The organism is Rhizobium sp. 32-5/1, from assembly GCF_029537235.1.
Classification (GTDB): domain Bacteria; phylum Pseudomonadota; class Alphaproteobacteria; order Rhizobiales; family Rhizobiaceae; genus Pararhizobium.
Map to the genome: position 1 here is coordinate 604,834 of NZ_CP120638.1, position 26,731 is coordinate 631,564.

Sequence of the window (26,731 nt, forward strand, 5' to 3'; positions counted from 1 at the left end):
CGTCTTTCAGCGCATCATTCCGGTTTTTCCTCCGCAACGATCCGCCGTTCCGCCTGCTTGTCGTCGCTCTCCCCGGCCAGCCGTTTTAAAAGGGCATGATTCTCCCGCAGGCCGGAAAGCCGCGCCTTGATCTCCATGAAGGCCGGGAGTGGCTCGGGGGCATCGATACCCAGCCGTTCGGCGATGGTGTCGACCGCGGTTCGGAAGGCCGCCTGATCCCTGCGCATGCCGTCGATGCGATGATCGAGATCCGACTTGCGCTGCAACAGTTTTTCAAGGTCCTGAAGAGCGGCGAGCACGGGGGCTATCTCGGAAGGCGTGACAGGCCGATCCTGCTGGCCAAGCCAGGTCGAGGCCGTTGCGTCCGTCCAATCCGATGTCCAGCCCTGCAGCGCCTTTTCGGCGGCGGCCAGCGCCTCGCTGCGCATCTCCAATGCCTTCTCGGTCCGTTCCACCGCTTCCGCCGCCGCGCTCGTCCGGCTGCGCAAGGCCTGCACCTGCGTCACAAGGCCGTCGGCAAAAACCACGGCATCGTCCAGATGATCCGGAACATCCTCTGCCCCGAAGCGGAGCAACTGAGACATCAATCGCTCGCGGAGCGCCGCTTCGTCGTCAACTGCCGATTCCAGCTCCTTTGGGCCGCCCGTAGCGCGGTGCAGGCTTCAAGGACCGCAAGACGCCGCGGCAGCCACGCTTCCAGCTGTGCGAGCGGAATCTCTTCTGGAAGGCTGCAAAGACGAGCGGCCGAGGCGACCGTGGTCATCAATTCATCGAGGGATAGACGGTTTTCTGATTCTTGCTGTTCGAACGTCGCGAGCCGCGCCTCGCGTTCCGCAAGCGACAGAGAAAGCCCCTCGCCTCTGCCAGCCTTTCCGATTGCGCCAGCCTAACGGCCGAAGCCTCGTCGTCCCGCTTCATCGCATTTTCGAAAGTCGTTGCAGTCGTCCGGTCGAGCGCCTCAAGATGCCGGCTCCAGGCCTCGTCACGGCTTGCACGCAGCGCAAGTGCAACATTATCGACCGCAAAATGGCCAAGCCGCGTCAATTCCTCGAGCCGGCCACGTTCAGCAGCCAACCCGGCGCGTTCTTCGGCCATCCGGTCCCGAAGTCGCTCCCCGGTTGCGTCTATAGCCGCCAACCGACGCTTCCAGTCGCTAATCTCACCATTCGTCGGCGCCGACATCGCCGAAAGATCGTCGACCTTTCCTTTGAACGGCAAAAGAGCGGCCAAGTGCTCGTCAAGCGCATCTTCCAGGGTCGCAATCTCGCGCTTGGCAGCCTTTTGCCGGCGCATGCAGTCATCCTGGCGAATCTGCCGCAAGAGATCGGCGAGCGCCGTCGGATCGGGTATGGCGTCGTTCGTGCTATCGCCATTCAGCTTGGCGAATGCGGCCGCGGCGGCCTCGCTCGCCTGCCTTGCCAGTTGGAGCTCCGATTGTGCGGATGCCAGCTTTTCGGCAAGACCGGAATGGCGCTGCGCCAGTTCCTGCAACCGCCCGGTGACGGCGGCGGGCAGGACAAGCGATGCTGGCTCCTCATCCGAGGCTCGACCCAGACGGGCCAGCAGTCGGGCGATTTCGCTCAAGACCCTTTCGCGTTCCTCCAGCCGCGAAGGCATGTCCTCAAGCGCGGTTAAATGACGTGCTTCGAGACCGGAACGCTCCAGTTCGGCGATCATCGGCTCCACCGCCAGCACGGAATCGTCGATTGTTATTCCGTCGATCTCATTCTGGCGGCGTCGAAGATCGGCGTCGATCTGGGCAAGGCGTGTCGACAGCTCGGCATCCCGCTGCATCAGTTGCGGCAAAAGCGCGTGCCATGCGGCTGGTGGCTCCGCCGGATCGTCACCGTCGCCGGCAAGTTCGCCGCGAAGCCCACGCAGACGCTCCAGCAATGCAAGTGCCCCGATCTTGTCACGCGTGAAATCAAGCGACAGCCGCGCATCGGTTCGTGCCGCCGCCGCCTTGCCGTGTTTTTCCACCGCCTTGTCGCACTTGTTGCGCAGCACGGCATAGTCCCGCGCATTGATGTCGATTGCGGCTTTCTGGTCTTTCAGCGCATCAAGCTCGGCCTTGAGCTCACCCAGGTGGTGCTTGCGTCCCTGCGGCTTGAAGAAACCGTCCGCCTCGGCCTTGAGGGCGGAGAGGATGGCGTTGCTGTCAGGCATCCCGGAGCTTGCAGAAAACAGCAGGGTGCCGAGTTCCCCCTCACTTTTCAGGATGCTTTCACCGCCCTTTTCGATGCTGTCGTCATCAAGCGAAAACATCATCCTGTAGGTTGTCCGGTCGATCGATCCGAGCGCGCCGGAAAAAGGTTGTCCGGCAGCGGCTGCTCGTCCGGCCCCAGCAGCGTGTTCTGCTTGCGCTTGACCCGGTAGGCCTCCAGAACCCGACCGCCCGCCTCCATTTCGCCGCCGACCCGCATGGTCGGATAGGGGTGCAGGAAGCCGTAGCCGCTCGAATGTTCGATGCCGAAGAGCAAATCGAGAAAGGCCGAGAAGAGTGTCGATTTGCCGGCCTCGTTCGGGCCATAGACCACGTGCAGGTCGGGACTTCCCGCCTTCTTTGCCCCGAAATCGAGGCTGCGTCCGGTGAATTTGCCATAGCGCACGAGATCAAGCCGGTTGAGCCGCATCAGGCCTGGCCCTCCGCGTCCACGCCCGCGCCATGCAGGCGGGCGAGCACGTCGTCGCTCCTTCCCGCGCACTGCTTGTCAGCAAGCCGTCGATTGCAGCCTCATCCTTCTCCAGTCGTTCGCGGATTTCCCGCGGCAGCTGCCCCAGCAGTTCTTTCAGCGTCTCGCCGATCTGCTGGCGAAAGGCATGGGAAGGCAATACGTCCCCGCGGACAAGACCGGCGATTTCCTCGATCGGGTCCGGGCCGCCCTGGACGTTGTCGGTACCGGGCGCCTTACAGGACACCTCGACCTTTTCGATCCAGCAGCCGGGACAAGCGGCTGCCAGATTGCTCATCTCCGCCATCAGAAATTCCGGATCGCGCCTAAGCTTCCACGACAGCGATGTCGTGCCGATCAAGTGCATGCGCAGGATCAGTTGTTCCGCAACCGTCCGCTGCCGGATCGATGCGATGGCTTGGCCGGCAATCTCGATCATCTGCGGCCATTCCTCAAGGGCGTTCAGATCGACCCTCAACCGCTCGAACACGGCGTGGCCGATGGCGCGCTCGACCGCCGTCAGCCGGCCGTCATCCTCCACTGTCACCAGCGTCACGGTCTTGGCGCCGGCCTCGTTGACGTCCCGCCCCTGCGGCATGCCGGGCATGACGATCAGCGGTTTTTCGCTGTGCACCTGCCGCTGGTGCACGTGCCCTAGTGCCCAGTAATCGAAACCTTGGCGGGCAAGTTCGGCGACGCTGCAGGGCGCGTAGGGATCATGTCCCGGCGCACCGGCCAGACTGGTGTGCAGCATGCCGATATTAACGGCATCAGCAATCGGCGCCTGGAAGGAGGAAAGCAGACTGTCCGGTGCATGCGGATTGTCGAAGCCAACGCCGTGGATGTGAACTTCCCGGCCGTTGTCTAAGGTCTTGGCAAGCACCGGCTTCACGCGCCCCGAAAAGAGATGCACATTTACTGGTAACGTCAGCTCCTTCTTGATGGTCGATTGGGAATCGTGATTGCCGCGGATGAGGAACACCCGGATGCCGGCCTGCTCAAGCCGGCGCAGTTCGCTGGCCAAATAGAGTGCGGTGTTCATCGATGTCTGCGATCCGTCATAGAGATCGCCCGCCACCAGAAGCGCATCCACCTCTTCTGCAAGGCACAGATCGACAATTGTTTCCAGAGCCTTGCGCGACGCGCCGCGCACGAGTTCGGCAAGGTCAGGATTTTTCAAGGCCAGACTGCGCAGCGGGGAATCAAGGTGAAGGTCGGCGGTGTGGACAAATCGAAAGGGCATACCTGACCATGGCCCGTGCGGCGGCTTTACGTCAATGGCGCGCGATCACGGCGCAGATGCCATGCATGCCTTTCCCCCGGCTCAAGCTATTTATAGCCCTGGAATAATGGTTTTGGATCGACTCAGGCAGAAAGATATTGACAGCGGCAAGAATGTCGTAGCAACAACTACATGACTGCCATTTGACATGGCCCCTCACAATCTCCATATCATGGTAATGAAAAGTACATTCGAAGTCTCAGACAAACTCTTCGAGCTTTACCATCGGGTCCACCGGCTGGTGAACGAATCCATGACCGAAGAGGGCGTGTCGCTGGCGCGCAGCAAATTTCTTTTCTTTCTGAGCAAACTTGGTCCCTGTCGCTCGACGGATATTGCTTGCGCGCTGAATTTTGCCCCGCGCACGGTGACGGAGGCGATCGACGGACTGGAGCGCGACAAGCTCGTTGTGCGCAAGCCCGATCCGGAAGATCGCCGCGCCAAAATCGTCTCGATCACGGAAGTGGGCCGCGTCGTGCTTGAGGCAGCCGAGCATCCGCGCAAGCAACTGATCGACGAAATCTTCTCGGCGCTCGACGACAACCAACTCGACCAGATGTACGACATCGTCAGCCGCCTTGTGGCCAAGGCCGACGATATCCGCAAGCGCAAGGAAGAAGGCGAAGCAGGGCTGGATCAGGCCGCCCAGTAGCTGGTCGCCCGGTAGCCAGCCACGCGACAGATGAGCCGGATCGCCGCTTCCCGTTTCAATACACACATCCCCATCAAACGAAGAAGGCCGGGTCATCATGTCCCGGCCTTCTCCATCGTATGATGTCCCCAACTTACATGGCGTTCATCGTACCGATCTGGAAGAACAGCGTTTCGCCAGAGGAATCATCGACACCGTCATTGTCGGTAACGACATAGCCGGTGCCTGCGGCATCGACGGTGAAGCCTTCGACCTTGTCGACGACGTAGCCGCCGAGCGCCTTGAAATCAGGGATAAGGTCGCGAACCTCTTCCTTCTTCACGACAGGCAGTTCGCCGCCGAGCTTGGCAGGCTTGAGATCAGCGAGCGCTACGCGATAGATCTTCTTGAGCTTTGCTGCGTCACCGATCAGGTTGTCACGCTCGATGATGTAGGCGTGGTCGCCATGGACGGTGATTTCGGAAAGACCAACCCAGCCTTCTTCAGCCTTTTCAAGCGGGTAGCGCACGCCGCCCCATTCCTTGGAGGCCGGATTGTAGGACAGGAGCTTCACGAAGCCTTTTTCATCGTCCTTCCACTCGCGCTGCACAGCCATCCAGAGCGTCAGGTCATCGCCTTTGCCGACGCTGGTGATACCTTCGAAGCCGGAGCGGATTTCGCTTGCGCGCAGTTCTTCCGGAAGAGCGATTTCAGCCTTGATCGCACCCTTGGCGTTCACATGGATGATGGCGTTTGCATAGAGCTTGCCGGCATCGCCCTCTGACGCCAGCCAGAAGCCGCCTTCGCCATCGTTCGTGATGCCTTCGATATCGAGCTTCTGCGCCGGGGCGCCATCGCGCGTCACGGTCAGCGCGTCGGTGATCACCGCCGGCGACTTGGTGGCATCGATCGTGAAGATGCGCGGCTGAGACGAATAGACGGAATCGTTGACGGCATGGAGCATGCCCGGCTTGCCTTCAACTGCAGCAAGGCCCGAGAGAGCGCCGAAGCCGAGCGGCACGCCATCCTTTTCGGCCGACGTGATCTGCGGATAGGCGGCCTTGCCCTCGGCGCGCTCATAGATCATCACATGGGAACGGGCCCCGCCATCCTCAACGAGATCGACCTCGTTGGCGGTCGCGAACAGATTGCGGCCGGAAATAGCCACGGCACCCTCGGGCGAAACGCCGGATGGCAGAAGCTGCAGCAATTGCGGCTCGGCGCCCGTGTCCTTGTAGACCCCGACGATCGAGGCGCGTTCGGCCAGCACGAAGAACAGATTGTCTTCACCGAACTTTGCGGCTTCCAGACCTTCCGGCTCGACGCCTTTAGCGGCCGAACGCTTGTCCGGGTAGTGGCCGATCGCGGCGACAGCATGCTCGAAGCTTGAGCCCGACTCGTAAGCGATCTTGCCTGTCTTGTCGAAGATCGTGAAGCTGCGCGAACCGCCTTCATAGTCGCCTTCATTGGCAACGACCAGGCGATTGTCGTCCAGCCATTTCACGGCATCCGGCTCGCGCTTGACGCTGGACAGATCCTGCGAGAACGACAGCGCGCCGTCCCTCTTTGCGTCAACCTGCTGGAGATCGACAGTGCCGGCGGAGAAGTGCGTCTTCACCGCGGCGGACTTGCCGTCGATGATGACGATATGATTGTTTTCCTGCAGCGTCAGCGCGATTTCGCCAAGCCCGTTGAACGAAACGAATTCCGGCTCAGGATCGTCACCGGCAATATCGGCAAGACCCGTCAGGCTGACATGCTTGATCGACGCGCAATCGGCGGTGCCGTCCTTCAGCGAAACGATGACGAGATCACCGGCCGGCATTTGCGGGATCTGGCCGTCGTTCAGATCTTCGTCGCGCTCATTTTCGATGGCGATAGCGGCAAGCGTTCCATCCTTGCTGATCGCGACCGAATCCGGCTGACCGCCGAGATCGCAGGTTTCATCAACCTTTTTCGTGGCGACATCGACAGTGGCGAGAAAGCCGGACGGCTTGACGAAGTTTTCGCGCGTGTTGACCGCGACCAGAGCCTTGGTCCCGACGGCTGCAACGGAGGTCGGTTCGCCTTCAAACGACACCACGCCGCCGGCCTTCGGTGCCTTGGCGTCGGTGATATCAATGAAGCCGATCGCCTTCAGCGGGCTGTCGGAATAGATCAGAGTCATGCCGTCGGGCGTGGCCGTGATGATTTCGGCTGAGGTGACCGACTTCTTGTCGGTCCCAGCAGGCAGGTTGCCGGCAACGGCAAACGAAGAAATGCGGTTGAAAACGGGTTCGGCAAAAGCCGGTGAAACAGTGGATGCGGCAAGCGCTGCTGCGAGTGCTGCGGAAATGGAAATCGTCTTCATGAAATAGCCCCTCCGGAACGTTTGGAACGATGGTGGGGTTGTGGTCTGGCTGTGTAACAAGCGAATGACAGGTTGTGCCCAAACGAAAAGAGGCCCGGGAAAACCCGGGCCTCCAGACAACCTGCGATCCACCTCATGCGAGAAGCATGCCATGCCGCAGATGAAACATGAAACTTAGTTGACGGCGTCCTTCAGACCCTTGCCGGCAGTGAACTTCGGCACGTTTCGTGCCGGAATGTCAACTTCTGCACCGGTGGACGGGTTGCGACCCTTGGATGCTTCGCGGCGGCTTACGGAGAAGTTTCCGAAACCGACGAGACGGACGTCGCCGCCATTCTTCAGTTCTGACTGGACAACTTCAAAGATAGCATCAACTGCGGAAGATGCGTCGGTCTTCGAGAGACCGGCCTTCTCGGCAACTGCCGACACGAGCTCATTTTTGTTCATGTTTCCACCCCTTTCATACTGGTTCGACACGAATTAATTTTCAAGCCGGGGCTAGCATACGCGTTGACCCCGCCTTGGCAAACCCAATCGCCCTGAATGCCCGGCAATGCAAGGCTTTGCGTGAGGTTTTACATAAAAAAGACCGGCAGTGATGCCGGTCTCCAAGGTTTTTGTGCCGAAGTGGTGCGGGCACCACAAATCGGCAGGAAAATTGCCGACTCAGTGTGCGATCAGGGCGCCCGCGTCGTCCGCGGATTCCGGTGTCGCAATCGTTGTCGCCTGCTTGGAAGCATCCCATTCGATCGCTACCGGTGCCCGTACCAGCGCGTGCTTCAGCACCTCGCCGATGTGGGAGACCGGGATGATCTCCATGTTGTTCTTCACATTATCAGGAATCTCCGCCAGATCCTTGGCGTTTTCTTCCGGGATCAGCACCTTCTTGATACCGCCACGAAGAGCCGCAAGCAGTTTTTCCTTCAGGCCGCCGATCGGCAGGACACGACCGCGCAACGTGATCTCGCCCGTCATCGCGACATTCTTGTCGATCGCGATACCGGTCATGATCGACACGATGGCTGTCGCCATGGCAACGCCGGCCGACGGACCATCCTTGGGCGTTGCACCTTCCGGCACATGCACATGGATGTCGCTCTTGTCGAACAGTGGCGGCTCGATGCCAAAGTCGATGGCGCGCGAGCGAACATAGGATGCCGCAGCCGAAATCGATTCCTTCATCACGTCGCGCAGATTGCCGGTGACCGTCATGCGGCCCTTGCCGGGCATCATCACGCCTTCAATCGTCAGGAGCTCGCCGCCGACTTCGGTCCAGGCGAGACCCGTGACGACACCGACCTGATCCTCGCCTTCCGCTTCGCCGTGGCGATAGCGCGGAACGCCGAGATAATCGTTCAGGTTGGCCTTGGTGACTTCGACCGTCTTGGTCTTACCCTTGATGATTTCGGTCACGGCCTTGCGGGCGACCTTCATCAGTTCGCGCTCAAGACTGCGCACACCGGCTTCGCGGGTGTAGGTCTGGATCGTCGCTTCCAGCGCCTCGTCGGTCATCGAGAACTCGGCCGGCTGCAGCGCATGATCGCGGATGGCCTTCGGAAGCAGATGGCGCTTGGCGATCTCCTTCTTTTCCTCTTCCGTGTAACCGGCGATGCGGATGATCTCCATGCGGTCCATCAAGGGCGCCGGGATATTCAGCGTGTTCGCCGTTGTGATGAACATCACGTTCGAGAGGTCATATTCCACCTCAAGATAGTGGTCCATGAACGTGCCGTTCTGTTCCGGATCAAGCACCTCGAGCAGCGCGGATGACGGATCACCACGGAAATCCTGACCCATCTTGTCGATTTCGTCGAGCAGGAAGAGCGGGTTGGACTTCTTCGCCTTCTTCATCGACTGGATCACCTTGCCGGGCATCGAGCCGATATAGGTGCGGCGGTGACCACGGATCTCGGCTTCGTCACGCACGCCGCCAAGCGCCATGCGCACGTATTCGCGGCCGGTCGCCTTGGCGATCGACTTGGCGAGCGAGGTCTTGCCGACGCCCGGAGGGCCGACGAGGCATAGGATCGGACCCTTGATCTTGGTCGAACGAGCCTGCACGGCGAGATATTCGACGATGCGCTCCTTGACCTTGTCGAGGCCGAAGTGATCGACTTCCAGCACCTTTTCGGCGTGGTTGAGATCGGTCTTGATCTTCGACTTCTTGTTCCACGGAATACCCGTCAACCAGTCCAGGTAATTGCGCACGACAGTGGCTTCCGCCGACATCGGGCTCATCTGGCGCAGCTTCTTCATCTCGGCATCCGCCTTTTCGCGGGCCTCCTTGGAGAGCTTTGCCTTGACGATCTTGTCTTCCAGTTCGGCCATCTCGTCACGGCCTTCCTCGCCGTCGCCGAGTTCCTTCTGGATCGCCTTCATCTGTTCGTTAAGGTAATACTCGCGCTGGGTCTTTTCCATCTGGCGCTTGACGCGCGAGCGGATGCGCTTCTCCACCTGCAGGACGGAAATCTCGCCTTCCATGAAGCCAAGGGCCTTTTCGAGGCGCAGCTTGACGCTCGTCGTCTCGAGCATTTCCTGCTTTTCGACGATCTTGATGGAGAGATGGGAGGCGACCGTATCGGCGAGCTTCGAATAATCCTCGATCTGGCTGGCAGCGCCAACCACTTCCGGGGAGATTTTCTTGTTGAGCTTCACATAGCTTTCGAACTCGGAAACCACAGAGCGGCTCAGGGCCTCGACTTCGACAGGGTCGTCGGCCGGCTCCGGTAGCGCATGCGCCATCGCTTCGTAAAACTCTTCGCGGCGCGTATAGCCATCGATCTCGGCCCGGGAGCGGCCTTCAACGAGAACCTTTACCGTGCCGTCGGGCAATTTCAGCAATTGCAGGACATTGGCGATCGTGCCGATCTGGTAGATGGCCGAAGGCTCCGGATCGTCGTCGCTCGCATTGATCTGGGTCGCCAGCATGATCTGCTTGTCGGTCCCCATGACTTCTTCAAGCGCACGGATCGACTTTTCACGTCCGACGAAGAGCGGCACGATCATGTGCGGAAACACTACAATATCGCGCAGCGGCAGGACCGGATAAGTCGCGCTCTCGATTGTCGAAGACGTTTTGTTCGTCATGTCATTTCCTTTCCGTCCCGTTTCCGGGCCCGTTACCGGATGCGTTCAAGGCGCCGCCGGCCATCATTTTTTCCACAACAGAAGTGGAGTGCGCCAACTCTGTTTTCAACCCTTTCGACCGAGACCGGTCATCGCAAGCAGAGGGTCTTTGACATATACGGTATCTGACTGTTGCGGACCTTGCCTTGGGATCAGGCCACGCTCTGGCACCGCTCATACGCATCTACACAGAATCGTCACATCATCGCGCCGTTAGGCGCCCTTGGCAATCACCGAATCTGCTGAACGCCAGCCGGCCTGTTGCGGCGTCAAACACAAATACCCCATGAAAAAGGCCCGCTTGCGGCGGGCCTCCTGCGTATTCGGTGCGATTTGATGTTGATCAGGCCGAGACGTTGGCCTTCTCTTCAGCCCGTTCCGAATAGATGTAGAGCGGGCGGGCCGAACCCTTGACCACCTCATCCGAGATGACCACTTCGCGAACACCTTCGAGCGTTGGCAATTCAAACATCGTGTCGAGCAGGATTTTTTCCATAATCGAACGCAGGCCACGAGCACCGGTCTTGCGGGTGATGGCGCGTTTGGCGATCTCGCGCAACGCGTCTTCGTGGAAGGTCAGTTCGACGTCTTCCATCTCGAACAGGCGCTGGTACTGCTTGATCAGCGCGTTCTTCGGCTCCGACAGGATTTGGATCAGCGCATCCTCGTCAAGGTCTTCCAGCGTCGCCAGGACAGGCAGACGACCGATGAATTCCGGGATGAGGCCGAACTTTACCAGATCTTCCGGTTCCAGTTCGCGCAGCACTTCGCCGACGCGGCGATCTTCCGGCGAACGGACCGAAGCGCCGAAACCGATCGAGGTCTTTTCGCCGCGTGCCGAGATGATCTTGTCGAGGCCGGCAAAAGCGCCACCGCAGATGAACAGGATGTTCGTCGTATCCACCTGCAGGAATTCCTGCTGCGGATGCTTGCGCCCCCTGCGGCGGAACGGATGCGACCGTACCTTCCATGATCTTCAGAAGTGCCTGCTGCACGCCCTCGCCCGAGACGTCGCGGGTGATCGAAGGATTGTCAGACTTGCGCGAGATCTTGTCGACTTCGTCGATATAGACGATGCCGCGCTGGGCGCGTTCGACATTGTAATCGGCAGACTGAAGAAGTTTCAGGATGATGTTCTCGACGTCCTCGCCGACATAGCCGGCTTCGGTCAGCGTCGTTGCATCGGCCATGGTGAAGGGAACGTCGATGATGCGGGCGAGCGTCTGGGCAAGATAGGTCTTGCCGCAACCGGTCGGGCCAACCAGCATGATGTTAGACTTTGCCAGCTCGATGTCGCTACCCTTGGTCGAGTGCGCCAGCCGCTTGTAATGGTTGTGAACGGCGACCGACAGGATACGCTTGGCCTGCTGCTGGCCGATGACGTATTCATCGAGAACCTTGATGATTTCCTGTGGTGTCGGCACGCCATCGCGCGACTTGACCATCGAGGTCTTGTTCTCTTCGCGGATGATGTCCATGCACAATTCGACGCATTCATCGCAGATGAACACCGTCGGCCCGGCAATCAGCTTGCGGACCTCGTGCTGGCTCTTGCCGCAAAACGAACAATAAAGCGTATTCTTGGAGTCACCGCCGTTGCTACCGCTGACCTTGCTCATTTCAATGTCCTTCCAGCACGCCGGGCACCCTTGAAGGGAACCACGGACCACTCAACCCGCCCCGCAGAAACTGCCGCGTCTAACGCCTGCAACTGCTTGGCTTTTGGGAGTACGAGCCGGCCTCAAACAACCTGTCTGACGTCCGGCGGCAACAGAACTCCCACCGAATACCGAATGCTAGAACTTCAAACTCAACATAGCATTAACGGCAGATATTAACGGCTTTGGCGAGCGGATAAAGCCCAATAACAATTACAAATGTGTCACAATTGCATCTATCCGCACACAAAAGCTTGAACTCACGCCGGCTGCGCGCCTTCCATGGCTTCGCGCGACGTGATGACCTTGTCGATGACGCCCCAGCTCAGGGCCTCGTCCGAAGTCATGAAATGGTCGCGATCGAGCGTCTGCTCGACCTCTTCCAGAGTGCGACCGGTATGCTTGACATAAACCTCGTTCAAGCGGCGCTTCATCTTGAGGATGTCGCGGGCGTGGCGCTCGATGTCCGAGGCCTGGCCCTGGAAGCCGCCCGAGGGCTGGTGAACCATGATGCGGGCGTTCGGCGTCGCAAAACGCATGTCCTTGTGGCCTGCGGCGAGAAGCAGCGAGCCCATGGATGCGGCCTGGCCGATGCACAGCGTGGAAACAGCAGGCTTGATAAACTGCATCGTATCGTAGATCGCCATGCCCGCGGTCACGACGCCGCCCGGCGAGTTGATGTAGAGCGCGATTTCCTTCTTCGGGTTTTCCGCTTCGAGAAACAGAAGCTGAGCGCAGATCAGGGTCGCCATGTGGTCTTCGACCGGACCGGTCAGAAAGATGATGCGTTCTTTCAGGAGGCGGGAGAAAATATCGTAGGAACGTTCGCCGCGGTTGGTCTGTTCAACAACCATCGGCACCAGGGCCATCGCGGTATCAACGGGATTTCTCATGTCAAACCTTTGTCAATCTGGATCGCAAACCCTTTTGCGCTCCGGGAATCATCGAAAATATCTCTTCCCATACATAGAGTGTCCAAGTACCCGACTTCAAGTCGCCAACGTTGATAACGTTAATTGCCTCCGGGCAACCTGTATTGCAGCGCGCCGAACCGTGCCTTTGCCATTCACGCTGAAGAATAGCATCAGGGAAACGGGCCTTCACACAGGCTTTGGAGTGTTCACGGTGAATGAAGGGTAAATGCGTTAGGGATCAGAGTTGCGACTCGATCGGCAGGATACCAATGACGCCCGCCGTCAGGCGGCGCAGGAAGCCCGCTTCCGGCTCCCGCTTCAGCGTCCGCGTGTTGCCGTTGTACTCGTCGTGCCATCGCAGCCGCCCCTTATCCAACGAAAGACGGAAGCTGTTGTGCGGCGCGGTTTCTTCATCGAAAATCGCCCGCACCTCGGACAAGAGATCGACATGCTCGAAGAGAACACCCATTTCGGTGTTGAGCGATGCCGAGCGCGGATCGAAATTCATCGAGCCCACAAAGCCGATCGCGCCATCGACTACAAATGCTTTGGTGTGCAGGCTTGCAATGCGCGAGCCGAACAGCGACATGCGTTGCTGGTCGTCGTTGACGGTGTCAGCCTTGAGTTCGTAGAGGGCTACGCCACTTCTCAGCAGTGCCTTGCGGTAGTTCGCATAGGCGCCATGGACGGCGGCAACGTCGGTAGCGGCCAGCGAATTGGTCAGAACGGATACATCGACCTTCGCATCCACCAGCCGTGCCAGTTCGCCGGTACCGTTACTGCCAGGAATGAAATAAGGAGAAATGATGCGGACTTCTTTGCGTGCACCATGCAGCACGGGCATCAATTCCCGCATCAGCCAGTTCTGACGCTTCTGCAGATGTGCCTTTTCCGGCGGATCGGCCACGATGCGGGCATGGCGCGTCCAGTGGAGGGACCTGCTGCCGTGCCAGAGGCTATCAGCGACCTGTGCCTTCTCGATCTCCGCCAGATAATACAAGCCTGCCTGGCTCAGCGCGCGCTTTTCCAGCTTGCGGCGTAGCGATGGCAGATAATGGGCACGCGGTGTACGCAGCGCCCTGATCGGAAGGACTACCTGGCTGTTCCAGTAGCGGTCGAATATCGCACCGGCTTCCTCCGCGATCGGTCCGAGCATCCAGACATCGAGATCATGAAAATTCGAATCGTCGGCCGCGTCGAAATAGGCATCGCCGATGTTGCGCCCGCCGGTGATGACCACCCGGCCGTCGGCGATCCACGCCTTGTTGTGCATGCGACGGGTGGCACTGAAGGCGCGCAGCACCATCTCAACACCACGCCTGAAGCGGTCGGTTCTTGCCCTGCTTGGATTGAACAATCGAACTTCGATGTTCGGATGCGCATCGAGAGCAAGGCACATCCGGTCGTGCAGGCCGGCATTGATATCGTCGAGCAGCAACCGTACCCGGACGCCGCGGTCGGCGGCGGCCAAAACTTCGCGCGTCAGCAACCGCCCGGTCAGATCGTTCTTCCAGTAGTAATATTGGAGATCGAGGCTGCGCCCGGCACTGCGAGAGGAAAGCGCCCGCGCAACAAAGGCCTCAACATTTCCGGAGAGCAGAGACAGACCATTTTCGCCGGCATGCTGCACGACCAGCGGGTTCCCCAGCCTGTCCAGCATGGTCGCATCGTCCGCTGTTGGCAAAACACTGCTTTCCGCACCACGCGGGCGGCGACCATACCTGCCCCAGGCATAGATGCCTGCGATTACCGCGAGGCCAGCGGTGAGCAGGACTGCAAGGATTTGCATGGTGTTCATACGCGCGTCAGCCCTGCTCCGCGGGAAGCGTTTCCATGCCACCGGCAATCGCCGCTTTCATGTCAATAAACGCCTTGATCGGCAGGTGATCGGAGGCAATCCGCGCCAGCGGCGTATTGTGGACCTCGACAGCAGTGACAAGGCTATGCGGACTGCCCATGACACGGTCCAGCGCCAGAATCGGAAAGCGCGAGGGGAAACTCGGCACCGCGGTCGCCACCGGATCGAAGACGGGCGTCAGGAATTTCAGGGCTGAGCGGCGCCCCATGCGCCATTCGTTGAGATCGCCGATCAGAAGCGTCGGACGATGCTCTGCGCCTTCGATCGCCGCCAGAATCGCTTCGGCCTGCTGGGCCCGGGAATAGCGCAGCAGGCCAAGATGCGCGGCAATAATACGCAAGGGGCCCGCCTTCAGATCCAGATCGACGACAAGCGCGCCGCGCGGCTCGACACCCGGCAATTTCAGCTGATTGACCTTGGCGACAGCACCTTCGCGTAAGAGCAGGACGTTGCCGTGCCACCCATGCCCCTTGGGAGAAAAGGCTTCGATCGGGACGGCAACGAGGTGACTGTCGCGATGCAGGCGTTCCAGATCGAGCAGCCCGGCTCGTTCACCAAAGCGCTGGTCCGCCTCCTGAAGCGCGATGATGTCGGCACCAATCTCGCCGATCACATCGGCGATGCGGCCGGGATCGAAGCGCTTGTCCGTGCCAACGCATTTGTGGATATTGTAGGAGGCGATCACCGTGTCGCCGCGTTCGCCTGCCGGATCACGGCCGGCGAGAGGCACGCGTTTTCCGCGGATGGCCGCAAAAATTCCGGCGGTAAGACTGCTGCGCGCTGCCGTCATGGTGTCCGTTTCAATCCCGTGCTGCTGACCCTGATGACATAGCCTTTCGCGACGTGTTGACAAGGCGGGGCGCCCAAATGCCGAAGAGACGATCCAGTTGTGCATCCGCACGAATACGCCTTGTCGTGCCCCTGCCTTCCCCCTTAGATGCCAGCCGAACCCATCTGCAATAGCACCTTGCGAGACTGCCATCCATGCCCGTTTCCGTCGTCATTCCGCCCTGCATCACAATCGATCCTGTGACACGCCGTGTCAGCCTGGATGTGCGAAATCCGGAATTTTACCGCAATCCCCTGCCCGCTTACGCCGCTTTGCACGCGCATTGTCCGGCGTTCTTCTGGGAAGAACAGGCGCAATGGTATTTTGCGGGCTATGAGCAAGTAAACGGGCTTTTGCGGGATCGCCGCTTCGGCCGCCAGATCCTGCACGTCGCGACGCGTGAAGAACTCGGCATGCCGGAACCCCAACCGCACCTGAAGGACTTCGACGCGCTCGAAGCCCATTCGCTGCTGGAACTCGAGCCGCCGGCGCACACCCGCCTCCGCACCCTGGTCAACCGCGCCTTCGTCTCGCGCCAGATCGAGCAGTTGAAGCCCGAGATCGCGGCGCTCGCCCACCGGATCATTGACGGCTTCGAAAAGGATGGCCGCGTCGAGCTTTTGAAGACCTATGCGGAAATCATCCCGGTGACGGTGATTGCCCGCATGCTCGGAATTCCGGTCGAGGATGGGCCGAAACTGCTCGACTGGTCGCACCGGATGGTGCGCATGTATATGTTCAACCCGACGCTCGAGACGGAACTCGACGCCAACCAGGCATCGGCCGAATTCAGCGACTATCTGTCCGGCATCATCGCAGCCAAGCGCCTTTCTCCCGGCGACGATCTGCTAACCCACATGATCACCACCGAAAAAGACGGCGAGCGCCTGTCCGATGCGGAGCTGATCTCCACCGCGGTCCTGCTGCTCAATGCCGGCCATGAGGCAACGGTGCACCAGCTCGGCAATGCCGTGCACGCGATCCTCGACACCGGAAGCAGCCCTAAGGCCCTGTTTGCCGACGACACCGCGACGGAGCGGACCATCGAGGAAACCATGCGTTATGCCGCGCCGCTGCACATTTTCCAGCGATATGCCCTGTCGGACATCGAACTTGATGACGGCATCCGCCTGAAAAAGGGCGACAAGATCGGCCTGCTGCTGGCCGCCGCCAATGTCGATCCGAAGAAGTTCAGCGATCCCTTGAGCTTCCGGCCGGATCGCGACGAAGGTGTCCACGTCTCCTTCGGCGCCGGACTGCACTTCTGCATCGGCGCACCGCTGGCAAGGCTGGAACTCAAGCTGTCCCTACCGATCCTGTTCGAACGCCTGCCCGGCCTCCGGCTCGCCTCCGCGCCTGAGGTGAAGGACAGCTACCACTTCCACGGCTTGGAGAGGCTGGACTTGGTGTGGCCGGTTTAGGCTGAGCGTCAAACCCTGATCACATAGTCCTTGCGAGTCGTTTCAATCACTTCCCAGCTTCCCTTGAAGCCGGGCCTGAGGATCAGGCTGTCGCCGGCCTTCAGGTGGATCGGTGCTCCGTCGTCTTCGGTGACGATCGAGTAGCCTGACAGGATGTGGAAATACTCCCATTCGTCATAGACGATCCGCCACTTGCCCGGCGTCGCCTCCCAGATGCCCGCATAGAGCCCGCCTTCGGCCTCCTCCAAATTCCAGGTGCGGAATTGCGGGTTGCCGGCGATCAGCCGATCGGGTGCCGGAGCGCCTATTTCGGGTGCAACGGCAGCGGGGTCGAACGTTAGAACCTTGGACATAAATGCTCCGAAAAGATAGGCGGCCGGATAGTCCGGCCGCCTTTGAAGAATATCAGGCCTTGGCGAGTGACTGCTCAAGATCCGCAATGATATCGGCGACATCCTCGATGCCGACCGACAGGCGGACCACCTCCGGACCGGCGCCGGCCGCCGTCTGCTGCTCCGGCGTCAACTGGCGATGCGTGGTGGAGGCAGGGTGAATGACGAGCGAGCGTGTATCGCCGATATTAGCCAGATGCGAAAACATCTCCAGCCCTTCGACAAAGCGCTTTCCGACCTCATAGCCATCCTTCAGGCCGAAGGTGAAAACGGCGCCGGCGCCCTTGGCGGAATAGCGCTGCTGCAGCGCATGGTTGGCGTCGTCTTCCAGCCCGGCATAGTTCACCCAAGCCACCTTGTCGTGCTGCTTCAGCCATTTGGCGACGGCAAGCGCGTTGTCGCAATGGCGCTGCATGCGCAGCGGCAGCGTCTCGATGCCCGTCAGCAGAAGGAAGGCATTGAAGGGCGAAATCGCCGGGCCGAAATCGCGCAGGCCCAGCACGCGGCAGGCGATCGCGAAGGCGAAATTGCCGAAGGTCGCGTGCAGCACCATGCCGGCATATTCCGGCCGCGGCTCCGACAGCATCGGGTATTTTCCCGACTTCGACCAGTCGAACGTGCCGCCATCGACCAGTACACCGCCCATCGAATTGCCGTGACCGCCCATGAACTTGGTCAGCGAATGCACGACGATATCGGCGCCGTGCTCGATCGGCCGGATGAGGCAAGGCGTCGCCATGGTGTTATCGACGATCAGCGGCAGGCCGTGTTTCTTGGCGACGGCCGAGATCGCCTCGATATCGACAAAGGTGCCGCCGGGATTGGCAAGGCTCTCGATGAAGATCGCCTTTGTCCTGTCGTCGATCTGGCTCTCGAAGCTGTCCATATCGGCCGGATCGGCCCAGCGAACATGCCAGTCAAAGGACTTGAAGGCATGGCCGAACTGGTTGATCGACCCGCCATAGAGCCGGCGCGCGGCGATGAAATTATCGCCGGGGCTCATGATGGTGTGGAAAATGAGAAGCTGAGCGGCGTGACCGGAGGCAACGGCCAGCGCCGCCGTGCCGCCTTCAAGCGCTGCGACACGCTCTTCCAGAACGGCCTGCGTCGGATTCATGATGCGGGTGTAGATATTGCCGAAGGCCTGCAGCCCGAACAGTGAGGCTGCGTGATCCGCATCGTTGAAGACGAAGCTGGTGGTCTGGTAGATCGGCGTCGCACGCGCGCCCGTCGTCGGATCCGGCTGCGCACCGGCATGAATGGCAAGCGTGTTGAAACCCGGATTGTTCTGCATGGACATGTCCTCCCGTGACCAAGATGCGCGTCACTATTTCAGAGGCCTTGCGTATCGCAAAGGTTGATTTTCTCTTCTGCACGGGAAACGCGAAGCAAATATTTCCTTGATCGCCACGCAACCAAACCGGTATCCGTCTAGCCGATCAGCCGCGGATACTCGATGGCCGGGCAGCGATCCATCACCACCTTGATGCCGCGCTCTTCCGCTTTTGCGGCAGCGGCATCGTCCCGCACCGCCAGTTGGCCCCAGATGGCCTTCGGCAAATGCTTCAGCTTGAGGATTTCCTCGATCAGTGCCGGTAAGGCGTCCGCCGCGCGAAACACATCGATCATATCGACCGGTTCCGGCAGGTCGGCCAGCCTGGCATAAACGGTTTGACCCTGGATTTCCTTGCCGGCCTGCCCCGGATTGACGGGATAGACAGTGTATCCCTTGCGCAGCAGGAAGGCCATGACCCTATAACTCGGGCGCTCCGCATTCGGAGATGCGCCCACCAACGCGATTGTCTTCGTCGAACGCAGAATGTCGTTGATGTAGTAGTCCGGATACGTATCGTGATTCATCAAAAACCCGCCTGCGTCGCGATTGGCAATGCCGGATAATTCAGTCAGCGGCGTGTCGAGTCAACCAGCGGTCATCAATCGTCCCCGTCAAAGAAAACTTAAGCAGCTGAAGCATCAAAGCAATTTTAAGAACGCTAAAGAAAAGGCGATTGCAATTCGCCGCCCGTCGTTCCAGAACCGTGACGCGCGATAGGCGCGTCCATCCCTGCCCCGCCGAGGTCCGTCTTGCCCCTGGAAGTCATCGCGCTCGTTCTGTTCGGCGCATTGCTGCATGCCACATGGAACGCGCTGGTCAAATCCGGGTCGGAAAAATCGCTGGATGCCGCGATGGTTGCGCTCGGTGCCGGCGTGGTTGCGCTGCCCTTCCTGCCGTTCATGCCTCTGCCGCATCCGGATGCCTGGCCGTTTATTCTTGTATCGGCAGCCTTCCAGTTCGCCTATTTCCAGCTCGTTGCAGCCGCCTACAGGGCTGGCGATATCGGTCTGGTCTATCCGCTGATGCGCGGCGTCGCCCCCTTGCTGGTTGCGGCTTCGAGCGGTGCACTGATCGGCGAAACGCTGACCACCGGCGCGCTCTTCGGCGTCCTGACGATTTCGACCGGAGTCCTCACTCTGGCATTCGAAGCCCGTAAGGGCGGCAAGCGCGCCATCCTGCTGGCGCTCGCCAATGCGGTCGTCATCGCCAGCTACACGTTTGTCGATGGCATCGGCGCCCGGCTGGCCCTCAACCCGATCTCCTACACGCTGTGGATGGCGCTGCTGCCGCCCGTGCTGCTGTTTGCCTGGGCATTCTCGAAACGGGGATTTGCGCCGGTGCTTTTCCACGTCCGCCATCAGTGGTGGCGGGGCCTGATCGGCGGGGCAGGCTCGATCGGCGCCTACGGACTGGCGCTCTGGGCCATGACCAAGGCACCTGTGGCAACGGTCGCTGCGCTGCGCGAAACATCGATCCTGTTTGCCATCGTCATCTCGATCGTTTTCTTAAAGGAACGCGTCAGCATCTTCCGCATCGCTGCCGCCTGCCTGATCGCACTCGGCGCGCTGATGTTGAAGCTGGCTTAAGCATCGGAAACCATCAGGCGGCAGATTGAGCGGGCAGCACTTCCAGATTGATGCGTTCACCATTTTGGCGCGAAGCAACAGCAAGATCATAGCTTGCCTGAAGCCCTAGCCAGAACTGAGGGTCATTCCCGAAAAACCGGCCAAGCCGAAGTGCCGTGTCCGCAGACACTGCACGTTTGCCGTTCAAGATTTCGGAGACCCGGCCTGAATTTATCCGCAACGCCAATGCCAGCGCATTTCCGCTCATGCCACGCGCTTCGAGTTCTTCCTTCAGCATCGTTCCGGGGTGAATTTCAAACATCGTGTGCTCCTTCAATGATCGTCCACGATCTCCACATCATACGCATGCCCATCCTCGAATCTGAAACATAACCGCCAAGGGCCGTTGATCGTCATGGCCCATTGCATCTTCCGATCTCCGGACAGCTTATGAATACCAACGGACTTCAATGGCACCAAGTCATCAAGGGACCGAGCATTGTGCAGCATCATCGCCCGCATTTTTGCTTTATCGACATCCATGCCGGAAAATTTTGTTTTTCCGTTTTCCAGAAACTGCCGGGTGGCGCGATTGGCGATCGATCTGATCATCCGCGAAACATACTACGCGAGACAGGCTACGTCCACCGAAGCTTTGTCGGGCTTACTTTTCTCTCCACTCCGGCAGGCGCTTGCCGAGCACGGCTCCGATACCCTCGACGGCATCCTGTGCCAGCATATTCTCGACCATGACGCCCACCGCATAGCCATAGGCTTCCTCGAGCGGCATGCCCGCCTGCCGGTTAAACGCCTGCTTGCCGATCCTCAGCGCCTGCGGCGATTTCGAGGCGATCACGGCGGCGTATTTGTTGACGACCTGCTGCAGATACTGCTTCGGGACAATGCGGTTGACGAGACCGAAATCCTTGGCGGTCGACGCATCAATGGTCTCGCCGGTGAGCAGCATTTCCATCGCCTGCTTGCGGTGCGCAGCCCGCGAGATCGCCACCATCGGCGTCGAGCAGAACAGGCCGATATTGACGCCGGGCGTGCAGAAGGTCGAACTGTCCGTGCAGATAGCAAGATCGCAGGTCGCGACCAGCTGGCATCCGGCGGCTGTTGCCAGTCCATCGATCTCGGCGATCACCGGCTGCGGCAGATGCGTGATCCTGAGCATCAGATCGGCGCAGAGCCGCATGGCTTTCTCGAAAAAGCCCCGCCCCTCGTCGTTATCGGCCCGATGCGCCGTCAGTTCCTTGAGATCGTGCCCAGCCGAAAACAGGCTGCCGGATGCGGCGAGAACAACCACGCGGATATCCACGGACTCGGCAATCGCATCCAGTCCGGCAATCAGCGCCTCGATCAGAGCGACGGACAGCGCGTTGGCCGGAGGATTGTTCAAGGTGAGACGCACCACGCCGGCGGACGTCTCTTCCAGCAGAACCAATCCGCGTGCCTCGTCCTTGCGCAAGGAAACCACCTCTGCCATGTCATTCTCCCAAACTGCCAGCATCCTGACCCGCTTGGTACGCCGCCGGTGCGTTGGTTTCAAGCACTGCGTCACCAAGTCAGACTTTCGTCCGGCTTGCACTGCCTGAAGCAAACATCTGTAAATCCAGCCCGCAAGCAATGGAAATCGTCATGCAGCTGAAACCCGTTCTCGCCGTCGATGACCTCAATCGTTTCCTCGAAACCGATTTTCCGGAAGTCAATACCGACGGCAAAATCTTTACGGTCGAGGCTATCGGTCCAGGCTTTGCCACCATGCGGTTTGATCCGCTGCAACGCCATCTGCGTCCCGGGAACACCATTTCCGGGCCGTCGCTGTTCGCGCTCGCCGATGTCACCGCCTATGTCGCGTTGCTTGCCCATATCGGGCCGATGGCGCTCGCCGTCACCACGAGCCTCAATATCAACTTCCTGCGCAAGCCGCCGCTTGGACCGCTGCTCTGCACCTGCAATATCTTGAAGTTGGGCAAGCGTTTGGCGGTTCTGGACGCAAGCATTTCCGGTGTCGGAAGCGACGAGCTGGTGGCGCACGCCACTGCTACCTATTCGATTCCGCCCAAATAATATGTGGTATTAAATTACCACATAATCAAGCCATTGTTTTTGCTGTATATTTTTTCAACGCCCTCAAAGCGCCGATCTTGACGGTTTTTCATGGCTTGCGTATAAGCCGCGTCAGATCGCGGTCCTTTGGGGCCGCTTTCCTTTTGGCCTGTGTCAAGCATGCCAATTCAAGCAACAAGAAACGCCCGGCGGCAACGCATCGGGTCTCAAACGAAAGAGTTTCAACATGTCAACCTTCGTTCAGAAGCCTGCAGAGGTGGAGAAGAAGTGGATCCTCATCGACGCCGAAGGCCTCGTTGTTGGTCGCGTCGCTTCCATCATCGCCAACATCCTGCGCGGCAAGAATAAAGTCACCTACACGCCCCACGTTGACGATGGTGACAATGTCATCGTGATCAATGCTGAGAAGGCTGTCCTCACCGGCAAGAAGTACAGCGACAAGAAGTACTACTGGCACACCGGCTACCCGGGTGGCATCAAGGAGCGCACCGCGCGCCAGATCATCGAAGGCCGCTTTCCGGAGCGCGTTCTCGAGAAGGCTGTCGAGCGCATGGTTCCCCGTGGTCCGCTTGGCCGTCGCCAGATGAAGAACCTGCGCGTTTACGCCGGCACAAACCATCCGCATGAAGCACAGCAGCCGACCGTCCTCGACGTCGCAGCGCTGAACAGCAAGAACACAAGGAGCGCCTAATCGTGGCTGACCTCTCTTCTCTGAAAGACCTCGGCACGGTAACGGAAGCAACGGCTTCCGCTCCGATTCACGTTCGCAAGGTTGACGCCCAGGGCCGCTCCTACGCGACCGGTAAGCGCAAGAACGCCGTTGCCCGCGTCTGGGTCAAGCCGGGCTCCGGCAAGATCACGATCAACGGCCGCGAATTCGCGACCTACTTCGCCCGTCCGGTTCTGCAGATGATCCTGCGCCAGCCGATCGTTGCTGCTGCCCGCGACGGCCAGTTCGACATCGTTGCCACGGTCGTCGGCGGCGGTCTCTCCGGCCAGGCCGGTGCCGTTCGTCACGGCATCTCCAAGGCCCTCACCTACTTCGAACCGGGCCTGCGTCCGGTCCTGAAGAAGGGTGGCTTCCTGACCCGCGACAGCCGCGTCGTCGAGCGCAAGAAGTACGGCAAGGCGAAGGCCCGTCGTTCGTTCCAGTTCTCGAAGCGTTAATCGTTTCCGAACCTATCGATCAGGGAAAGGCGGGCATTGTCCCGCCTTTTTCTTTGGGAGCTCGAAGCAGCAGCGTGCCAGACTTTCGCCGACTTGGTGTTCACTGCCCTATGCAGCTTTCGGCCACCAACGATCCAGTTTCTCATTGAGGCAGAGTGTCGCCCGCTTCTCGAACCAGGAGAACTGAATTGCCGATGCTACGGCAATGATGAGAAATGCGCTCGCAATTCCCAGGGCCAGCAGCACCGGGTTGTCGAGCGTTCCACCAGCCACGTACTTGACGAAAAACTGGATGACGTAAACGTGGAGCAGGTAGGTTGCGAACGACCACTCGCCGAGGCGCGACAGGAGCGGGAAGCGCATCTTCAACAGCGGTATCGCCCCGAGCACTAAGACGGCTGCAGGAACCCCCAAATCAGGAAACGCGCATTGTCGTCATAGATGCCACTGACAACCAGTGTGCAGATAATGACCGGCAAACAGACACACCACACGGGCACGAACCAGCGATGATCAGTCGCCACTGAACCATAGTTCCAGATCAAGATACCCAGCACGAATTCCATGACGATGGGCTGCGTATAGAACTCAAAAATCGAATTTCCGTCCAGCAACAGACCCATGATGACGCAGCCGCAGAGCATCAGAGCCGCGGTCAGCAGTGTCCTGTCGCCGGTAAACCAGACCGAACCTGCGACGATGGCGTAGAAAAAGAACTCATAGTTCAGCGTCCAGCCGATGATCAGTATGGGCGATGGCGTTCCGGTCATCACGTCGGGGATGAATAAGAGCGACGACACCAGCCGGCTAAGTGTAACATCCGGATTGTTGACAGCAGCAGGAACCAAGAAACACAGCAGGCAGAAGATAATAGTCACCATCCAGTAGAGTGGAGCTATCCGGACGAAACGGCGCAGGAGAAACTCAGTTGCAGAAAACCGGACAGTCCGGGATGCGATCATGGCCATGATGTAGCCGCTGATCACGAAGAAAATATCCACGCCGATCGCCCCGATGGCAAAGCTGTGCTCCCAACCAAGCTGCGATTCAAGCGAAGCAGACAGGTGATAGGCAACAACCAGCCATGCGGCGATTGCCCGCAGATACTGGATCGAGTCGATCGTCGTTCCCTGTTTTCTTTCCATTGGCCGGGTTGACGATCTGCACGAGGCCGAAGCTTGCGAACGCCCGCTTCGGGGTACCGCTCGCCCCGTATCGGTCGCCTGCCGCTTTTCCAGGATCATTATTGATCATCACCTTTTGTACTAATCTGGGAGGCGCAGCATGTTTCCGTTCCGAAATGAAACAGAAAAACCCGGGCAAACCCCGCCATGGACTGGCGCAGCAAGTTCCAGGCCAGAAACTTAGGTTCCTTCACCATAAATTCCTGAGCGCCCGTTTCGCGGGGGCCATACAGGCTTTATCGTCGCGCAACACGCAGCTAAATGGACAGCGGGAAGGATTGCTAAATTGGCCAACAAGACGATCGATCACGCGGTAACGGCAAAAACGCTGACGAGTGCTGCCAGCGATCCCACCTATGCCGGCATCCTCTCCTTCATGCGGCGAAAATACACCAAACAGCTCGCCGGCGTTGAAGCGGTTGTCTGGGGTATCCCGTTCGACGCAGCAACCTCGAACCGTCCAGGTGCGCGCTTTGGGCCACAGGCAATCCGCCGCGCATCGGCGATTTTCGACAATGATCCGCAATATCCGTTCGAGCGCGATCTGTTTGCCGACATGGCGACGATAGACTACGGCGACTGCCTGCTGGACTATGGCAACCACAGCAAGACGCCCCAGACGATCGAGCGCGAAGCGGCTAAAATACTCAAGAGCGGCGCATTCCTCTTGACCCTTGGCGGCGATCACTTCGTCACGTTACCGCTTCTGCGCGCCCATGCCGCAATTCACGGCCCCCTATCGCTCGTCCAGTTCGACGCGCACCAGGACACATGGGCCGATGAAAAAGGGCGCATCGACCACGGCTCCTTCGTCGGCCGCGCCGTGCGCGAGGGGCTCATTGAACCCGCGAGTTCGATCCAGATCGGCATTCGCACGCATGCGCCGGATGATTGCGGTATCCGCGTCATGTATGGTTATGACGTCGAGGAGATGAGTGCCGCCGAAATTGCTGATGTCATCCTTCATCACGTTGGGGATCGACCTGCCTATCTCACCTTCGACATCGACTGCCTTGATCCGGCCTATGCACCAGGCACAGGCACGCCGGTTTCCGGCGGCCCCTCTTCGGCGAAGGTTCTCTCGGTGATCCGCAAACTCGGGGCATTGTTCATCAAGGGTGCCGATGTCGTCGAGGTAGCGCCCGCCTATGACCATGCGGATATCACCGCCATTGCGGCCTCTACCATCGCGATGTATATGCTCGGCCTTCATGCCGAACAGCTGGCGGAACGGCGAGGCTAGCGGTCTCCGGCCGCTTGTTGTCAAACTGATTCAATTTCATGCCAAACTGATTCCGCAATAGCGGCTAATCCTATGGCAGGACAGGATAAAATCATGAAACCAAAGATCTTTATCGATGGCGAGCACGGCACTACCGGCCTGCAAATCCGCGTCCGCATGGCCGATCGCCCGGATGTCGAATTGTTGTCGATCCCGGAAGCGGAACGGCGCAATGCCGCGATGCGCGAGGACCTTCTGAACAGTGCAGACATCGCCATCCTCTGCCTTCCCGACGATGCCTCGAAGGAGGCCGTCGGTATGCTCGAAGGCAATAACAGCGTGCGGATCATCGACACGTCTACGGCGCATAGGATCGCACCCGGCTGGGCCTATGGTTTTGCCGAAATGGACGGCGCGCAGGCTGATAAAATCCGTGACGCACGCCTCGTCGCCAATCCGGGATGTTACCCGACCGGCGCGATCGGCCTTGTCCGGCCGCTACGCCAGGCCGGCATTCTGCCCGAGCGGCATCCGGTGACCGTCAATGCTGTTTCCGGCTATACCGGCGGCGGCAAGCAGATGATTGCGCAAATGGAAGATGCCAGCCATCCCGAGCACATCGCCTCCCCGCATTTCCTCTATGGCCTGCCGCTCAAGCACAAACATGTCGGCGAGATGCAGATGCACGGCCTCTTGGCTCGCGCGCCGATCTTCTCCCCTCCGTCGGTCGTTTCCCGCAGGGCATGATCGTGCAGGTTCCGCTTCATCTCGAAGACCTGAACGATGGCGCGACGCTCGAAAGCATCCATGCGGCACTAACGGCGCATTATGCCGGACAGTCGATTGTCGAGGTCGTGCCGCTTGCCACGAGCGCGGCCATGGGCCGCGTCGATGCGGTGGAGCTTGCCGGCAAGGATACGATGAAGCTCTTCGTCTTCGGCTCGGCTGGCGGCTACCAGGTCAACCTTGTCGCCCTGCTCGACAATCTTGGCAAAGGTGCGTCCGGTGCGGCCGTCCAGAACATGGACCTCATGCTCTCGGCATAGGCCAG

24 protein-coding genes and 3 pseudogenes are annotated in these 26,731 nt (G+C 59.6%); 8 read left to right on the forward strand and 19 right to left on the reverse strand.

Annotation, left to right across the window (positions count from 1 at the left end):
* Positions 1–14 precede the first annotated feature (14 nt).
* The 4 genes and pseudogenes from P6U16_RS03160 to P6U16_RS03175 form a co-directional block, all read right to left on the reverse strand.
* Positions 15–584 (reverse strand): hypothetical protein, encoded by a 570-nt coding sequence (locus tag P6U16_RS03160; RefSeq protein WP_277702576.1) that lies wholly within the window; start codon positions 582–584, stop codon positions 15–17.
* A gap of 178 nt (positions 585–762) precedes the next feature.
* Positions 763–2,268 (reverse strand): AAA family ATPase, encoded by a 1,506-nt coding sequence (locus P6U16_RS03165; RefSeq protein WP_277702577.1) that lies wholly within the window; start codon positions 2,266–2,268, stop codon positions 763–765.
* A complete protein-coding gene (locus P6U16_RS03170; RefSeq protein ID WP_277702578.1) occupies positions 2,265–2,633 on the reverse strand; it encodes an AAA family ATPase in 369 nt (122 codons plus the stop codon). Before P6U16_RS03170 ends, P6U16_RS03165 begins: the two co-directional genes overlap by 4 nt.
* Positions 2,633–3,915, reverse strand: a pseudogene (locus tag P6U16_RS03175) (exonuclease SbcCD subunit D). Before P6U16_RS03175 ends, P6U16_RS03170 begins: the two are co-directional and overlap by 1 nt.
* Before the next feature lie 217 nt (positions 3,916–4,132).
* Here P6U16_RS03175 and P6U16_RS03180 point away from each other — a divergent pair.
* On the forward strand, positions 4,133–4,606 hold the full coding sequence (locus tag P6U16_RS03180) for a MarR family transcriptional regulator (RefSeq protein WP_277702579.1): 474 nt from the start codon (positions 4,133–4,135) through the stop codon (positions 4,604–4,606).
* 133 nt (positions 4,607–4,739) lie between these two features.
* On the opposite strand, the gene P6U16_RS03185 is transcribed toward P6U16_RS03180, so the two are convergent.
* From P6U16_RS03185 to P6U16_RS03215, 7 genes and pseudogenes are all read right to left on the reverse strand, one after another.
* A complete protein-coding gene (locus P6U16_RS03185) occupies positions 4,740–6,935 on the reverse strand; it encodes an esterase-like activity of phytase family protein (RefSeq protein ID WP_277702580.1) in 2,196 nt (731 codons plus the stop codon).
* Positions 6,936–7,109: 174 nt separating this feature from the next.
* A complete protein-coding gene (hupB, locus tag P6U16_RS03190) occupies positions 7,110–7,382 on the reverse strand; it encodes a DNA-binding protein HupB (protein ID WP_277702581.1) in 273 nt (90 codons plus the stop codon).
* A gap of 219 nt (positions 7,383–7,601) precedes the next feature.
* Positions 7,602–10,022, reverse strand: a complete 2,421-nt coding sequence (gene lon, locus P6U16_RS03195; RefSeq protein ID WP_277702582.1) for an endopeptidase La — start codon at positions 10,020–10,022, stop codon at positions 7,602–7,604.
* A gap of 382 nt (positions 10,023–10,404) precedes the next feature.
* Positions 10,405–11,680: pseudogene (gene clpX / locus P6U16_RS03200) on the reverse strand (ATP-dependent Clp protease ATP-binding subunit ClpX).
* 299 nt (positions 11,681–11,979) lie between these two features.
* Complete coding sequence (gene clpP / locus P6U16_RS03205; RefSeq protein ID WP_277702583.1) at positions 11,980–12,612, reverse strand: ATP-dependent Clp endopeptidase proteolytic subunit ClpP; 633 nt, start codon at positions 12,610–12,612, stop codon at positions 11,980–11,982.
* A 259-nt stretch (positions 12,613–12,871) separates the two neighbouring features.
* On the reverse strand, positions 12,872–14,422 hold the full coding sequence (locus P6U16_RS03210; protein WP_277703987.1) for a phospholipase D family protein: 1,551 nt from the start codon (positions 14,420–14,422) through the stop codon (positions 12,872–12,874).
* Between the two features lie 16 nt (positions 14,423–14,438).
* Positions 14,439–15,281: an endonuclease/exonuclease/phosphatase family protein gene (locus P6U16_RS03215; protein WP_277702584.1), complete on the reverse strand. Its 843-nt coding sequence runs from the start codon at positions 15,279–15,281 to the stop codon at positions 14,439–14,441.
* A gap of 194 nt (positions 15,282–15,475) precedes the next feature.
* Between P6U16_RS03215 and P6U16_RS03220 the strand changes: the two genes are divergently transcribed.
* The gene (locus tag P6U16_RS03220) at positions 15,476–16,741 is read left to right on the forward strand and encodes a cytochrome P450 (RefSeq protein WP_277702585.1); all 1,266 of its coding nucleotides are present in this window, start codon (positions 15,476–15,478) and stop codon (positions 16,739–16,741) included.
* A gap of 8 nt (positions 16,742–16,749) precedes the next feature.
* Here P6U16_RS03220 and P6U16_RS03225 read toward each other — a convergent pair whose 3' ends face one another.
* The 3 genes from P6U16_RS03225 to P6U16_RS03235 all read right to left on the reverse strand — a co-directional run bounded on the left by P6U16_RS03225 (position 16,750) and on the right by P6U16_RS03235 (position 18,993).
* Positions 16,750–17,094 (reverse strand): cupin domain-containing protein, encoded by a 345-nt coding sequence (locus P6U16_RS03225; RefSeq protein ID WP_277702586.1) that lies wholly within the window; start codon positions 17,092–17,094, stop codon positions 16,750–16,752.
* 52 nt (positions 17,095–17,146) lie between these two features.
* A complete protein-coding gene (locus tag P6U16_RS03230) occupies positions 17,147–18,427 on the reverse strand; it encodes an O-acetylhomoserine aminocarboxypropyltransferase (RefSeq protein ID WP_277702587.1) in 1,281 nt (426 codons plus the stop codon).
* Positions 18,428–18,564: 137 nt separating this feature from the next.
* Complete coding sequence (locus P6U16_RS03235) at positions 18,565–18,993, reverse strand: CoA-binding protein (RefSeq protein WP_277702588.1); 429 nt, start codon at positions 18,991–18,993, stop codon at positions 18,565–18,567.
* 225 nt (positions 18,994–19,218) lie between these two features.
* Between P6U16_RS03235 and P6U16_RS03240 the strand changes: the two genes are divergently transcribed.
* Positions 19,219–20,055, forward strand: a complete 837-nt coding sequence (locus P6U16_RS03240) for an EamA family transporter (protein ID WP_277702589.1) — start codon at positions 19,219–19,221, stop codon at positions 20,053–20,055.
* A gap of 13 nt (positions 20,056–20,068) precedes the next feature.
* On the opposite strand, the gene P6U16_RS03245 is transcribed toward P6U16_RS03240, so the two are convergent.
* From P6U16_RS03245 to P6U16_RS03255, 3 genes are read right to left on the reverse strand one after another with little or no spacing between them, the layout of a single operon-like run.
* Positions 20,069–20,371: a HigA family addiction module antitoxin gene (locus P6U16_RS03245; protein WP_277702590.1), complete on the reverse strand. Its 303-nt coding sequence runs from the start codon at positions 20,369–20,371 to the stop codon at positions 20,069–20,071.
* Positions 20,368–20,646 carry a type II toxin-antitoxin system RelE/ParE family toxin gene (locus P6U16_RS03250; protein ID WP_277702591.1) on the reverse strand — a complete coding sequence of 93 codons (279 nt, stop codon included), beginning with the start codon at positions 20,644–20,646 and terminating at the stop codon, positions 20,368–20,370. Before P6U16_RS03250 ends, P6U16_RS03245 begins: the two co-directional genes overlap by 4 nt.
* Before the next feature lie 52 nt (positions 20,647–20,698).
* Complete coding sequence (locus P6U16_RS03255) at positions 20,699–21,523, reverse strand: enoyl-CoA hydratase (protein ID WP_277702592.1); 825 nt, start codon at positions 21,521–21,523, stop codon at positions 20,699–20,701.
* 152 nt (positions 21,524–21,675) lie between these two features.
* Here P6U16_RS03255 and P6U16_RS03260 point away from each other — a divergent pair, with 152 nt between their 5' ends.
* From P6U16_RS03260 to rpsI, 3 genes are all read left to right on the forward strand, one after another.
* On the forward strand, positions 21,676–22,107 hold the full coding sequence (locus tag P6U16_RS03260) for a PaaI family thioesterase (protein ID WP_277702593.1): 432 nt from the start codon (positions 21,676–21,678) through the stop codon (positions 22,105–22,107).
* A gap of 226 nt (positions 22,108–22,333) precedes the next feature.
* Positions 22,334–22,798: a 50S ribosomal protein L13 gene (gene rplM / locus P6U16_RS03265; protein ID WP_071831290.1), complete on the forward strand. Its 465-nt coding sequence runs from the start codon at positions 22,334–22,336 to the stop codon at positions 22,796–22,798.
* Between the two features lie 2 nt (positions 22,799–22,800).
* A complete protein-coding gene (gene rpsI / locus P6U16_RS03270; RefSeq protein WP_277702594.1) occupies positions 22,801–23,274 on the forward strand; it encodes a 30S ribosomal protein S9 in 474 nt (157 codons plus the stop codon).
* A 108-nt stretch (positions 23,275–23,382) separates the two neighbouring features.
* Here rpsI and P6U16_RS03275 read toward each other — a convergent pair whose 3' ends face one another.
* Together P6U16_RS03275 and P6U16_RS03280 are read right to left on the reverse strand one after the other, a co-directional pair.
* Positions 23,383–23,643 (reverse strand): hypothetical protein, encoded by a 261-nt coding sequence (locus tag P6U16_RS03275; protein ID WP_277702595.1) that lies wholly within the window; start codon positions 23,641–23,643, stop codon positions 23,383–23,385.
* Between the two features lie 20 nt (positions 23,644–23,663).
* Complete coding sequence (locus P6U16_RS03280) at positions 23,664–24,518, reverse strand: acyltransferase (protein WP_277702596.1); 855 nt, start codon at positions 24,516–24,518, stop codon at positions 23,664–23,666.
* A 226-nt stretch (positions 24,519–24,744) separates the two neighbouring features.
* On the opposite strand from P6U16_RS03280, the gene speB reads away from it, so the two are divergent.
* Positions 24,745–25,701 (forward strand): agmatinase, encoded by a 957-nt coding sequence (gene speB / locus P6U16_RS03285; protein WP_277702597.1) that lies wholly within the window; start codon positions 24,745–24,747, stop codon positions 25,699–25,701.
* Positions 25,702–25,794: 93 nt separating this feature from the next.
* Positions 25,795–26,726 (forward strand): annotated as a pseudogene (gene argC / locus P6U16_RS03290) (N-acetyl-gamma-glutamyl-phosphate reductase).
* Positions 26,727–26,731: the final 5 nt, after the last annotated feature.

What these genes read in the sequence shown, in the direction of transcription:
- P6U16_RS03170 (WP_277702578.1), bottom strand. Translation starts at nt 2,633, where the DNA reads ATGCGGCTCAACCGGCTTGATCTCGTGCGCTATGGCAAATTCACCGGA.
- P6U16_RS03235 (WP_277702588.1), bottom strand. Translation starts at nt 18,993, where the DNA reads ATGAATCACGATACGTATCCGGACTACTACATCAACGACATTCTGCGT.
- P6U16_RS03165 (WP_277702577.1), bottom strand. Translation starts at nt 2,268, where the DNA reads ATGATGTTTTCGCTTGATGACGACAGCATCGAAAAGGGCGGTGAAAGC.
- lon (WP_277702582.1), bottom strand. Translation starts at nt 10,022, where the DNA reads ATGACGAACAAAACGTCTTCGACAATCGAGAGCGCGACTTATCCGGTC.
- P6U16_RS03210 (WP_277703987.1), bottom strand. Translation starts at nt 14,422, where the DNA reads ATGCAAATCCTTGCAGTCCTGCTCACCGCTGGCCTCGCGGTAATCGCA.
- P6U16_RS03220 (WP_277702585.1), top strand. Translation starts at nt 15,476, where the DNA reads ATGCCCGTTTCCGTCGTCATTCCGCCCTGCATCACAATCGATCCTGTG.
- P6U16_RS03255 (WP_277702592.1), bottom strand. Translation starts at nt 21,523, where the DNA reads ATGGCAGAGGTGGTTTCCTTGCGCAAGGACGAGGCACGCGGATTGGTT.
- P6U16_RS03225 (WP_277702586.1), bottom strand. Translation starts at nt 17,094, where the DNA reads ATGTCCAAGGTTCTAACGTTCGACCCCGCTGCCGTTGCACCCGAAATA.
- P6U16_RS03215 (WP_277702584.1), bottom strand. Translation starts at nt 15,281, where the DNA reads ATGACGGCAGCGCGCAGCAGTCTTACCGCCGGAATTTTTGCGGCCATC.
- P6U16_RS03180 (WP_277702579.1), top strand. Translation starts at nt 4,133, where the DNA reads ATGAAAAGTACATTCGAAGTCTCAGACAAACTCTTCGAGCTTTACCAT.
- rplM (WP_071831290.1), top strand. Translation starts at nt 22,334, where the DNA reads ATGTCAACCTTCGTTCAGAAGCCTGCAGAGGTGGAGAAGAAGTGGATC.
- P6U16_RS03250 (WP_277702591.1), bottom strand. Translation starts at nt 20,646, where the DNA reads ATGATCAGATCGATCGCCAATCGCGCCACCCGGCAGTTTCTGGAAAAC.
- P6U16_RS03160 (WP_277702576.1), bottom strand. Translation starts at nt 584, where the DNA reads ATGTCTCAGTTGCTCCGCTTCGGGGCAGAGGATGTTCCGGATCATCTG.
- P6U16_RS03230 (WP_277702587.1), bottom strand. Translation starts at nt 18,427, where the DNA reads ATGCAGAACAATCCGGGTTTCAACACGCTTGCCATTCATGCCGGTGCG.
- P6U16_RS03280 (WP_277702596.1), bottom strand. Translation starts at nt 24,518, where the DNA reads ATGATCCTGGAAAAGCGGCAGGCGACCGATACGGGGCGAGCGGTACCC.
- P6U16_RS03260 (WP_277702593.1), top strand. Translation starts at nt 21,676, where the DNA reads ATGCAGCTGAAACCCGTTCTCGCCGTCGATGACCTCAATCGTTTCCTC.
- hupB (WP_277702581.1), bottom strand. Translation starts at nt 7,382, where the DNA reads ATGAACAAAAATGAGCTCGTGTCGGCAGTTGCCGAGAAGGCCGGTCTC.
- clpP (WP_277702583.1), bottom strand. Translation starts at nt 12,612, where the DNA reads ATGAGAAATCCCGTTGATACCGCGATGGCCCTGGTGCCGATGGTTGTT.
- P6U16_RS03185 (WP_277702580.1), bottom strand. Translation starts at nt 6,935, where the DNA reads ATGAAGACGATTTCCATTTCCGCAGCACTCGCAGCAGCGCTTGCCGCA.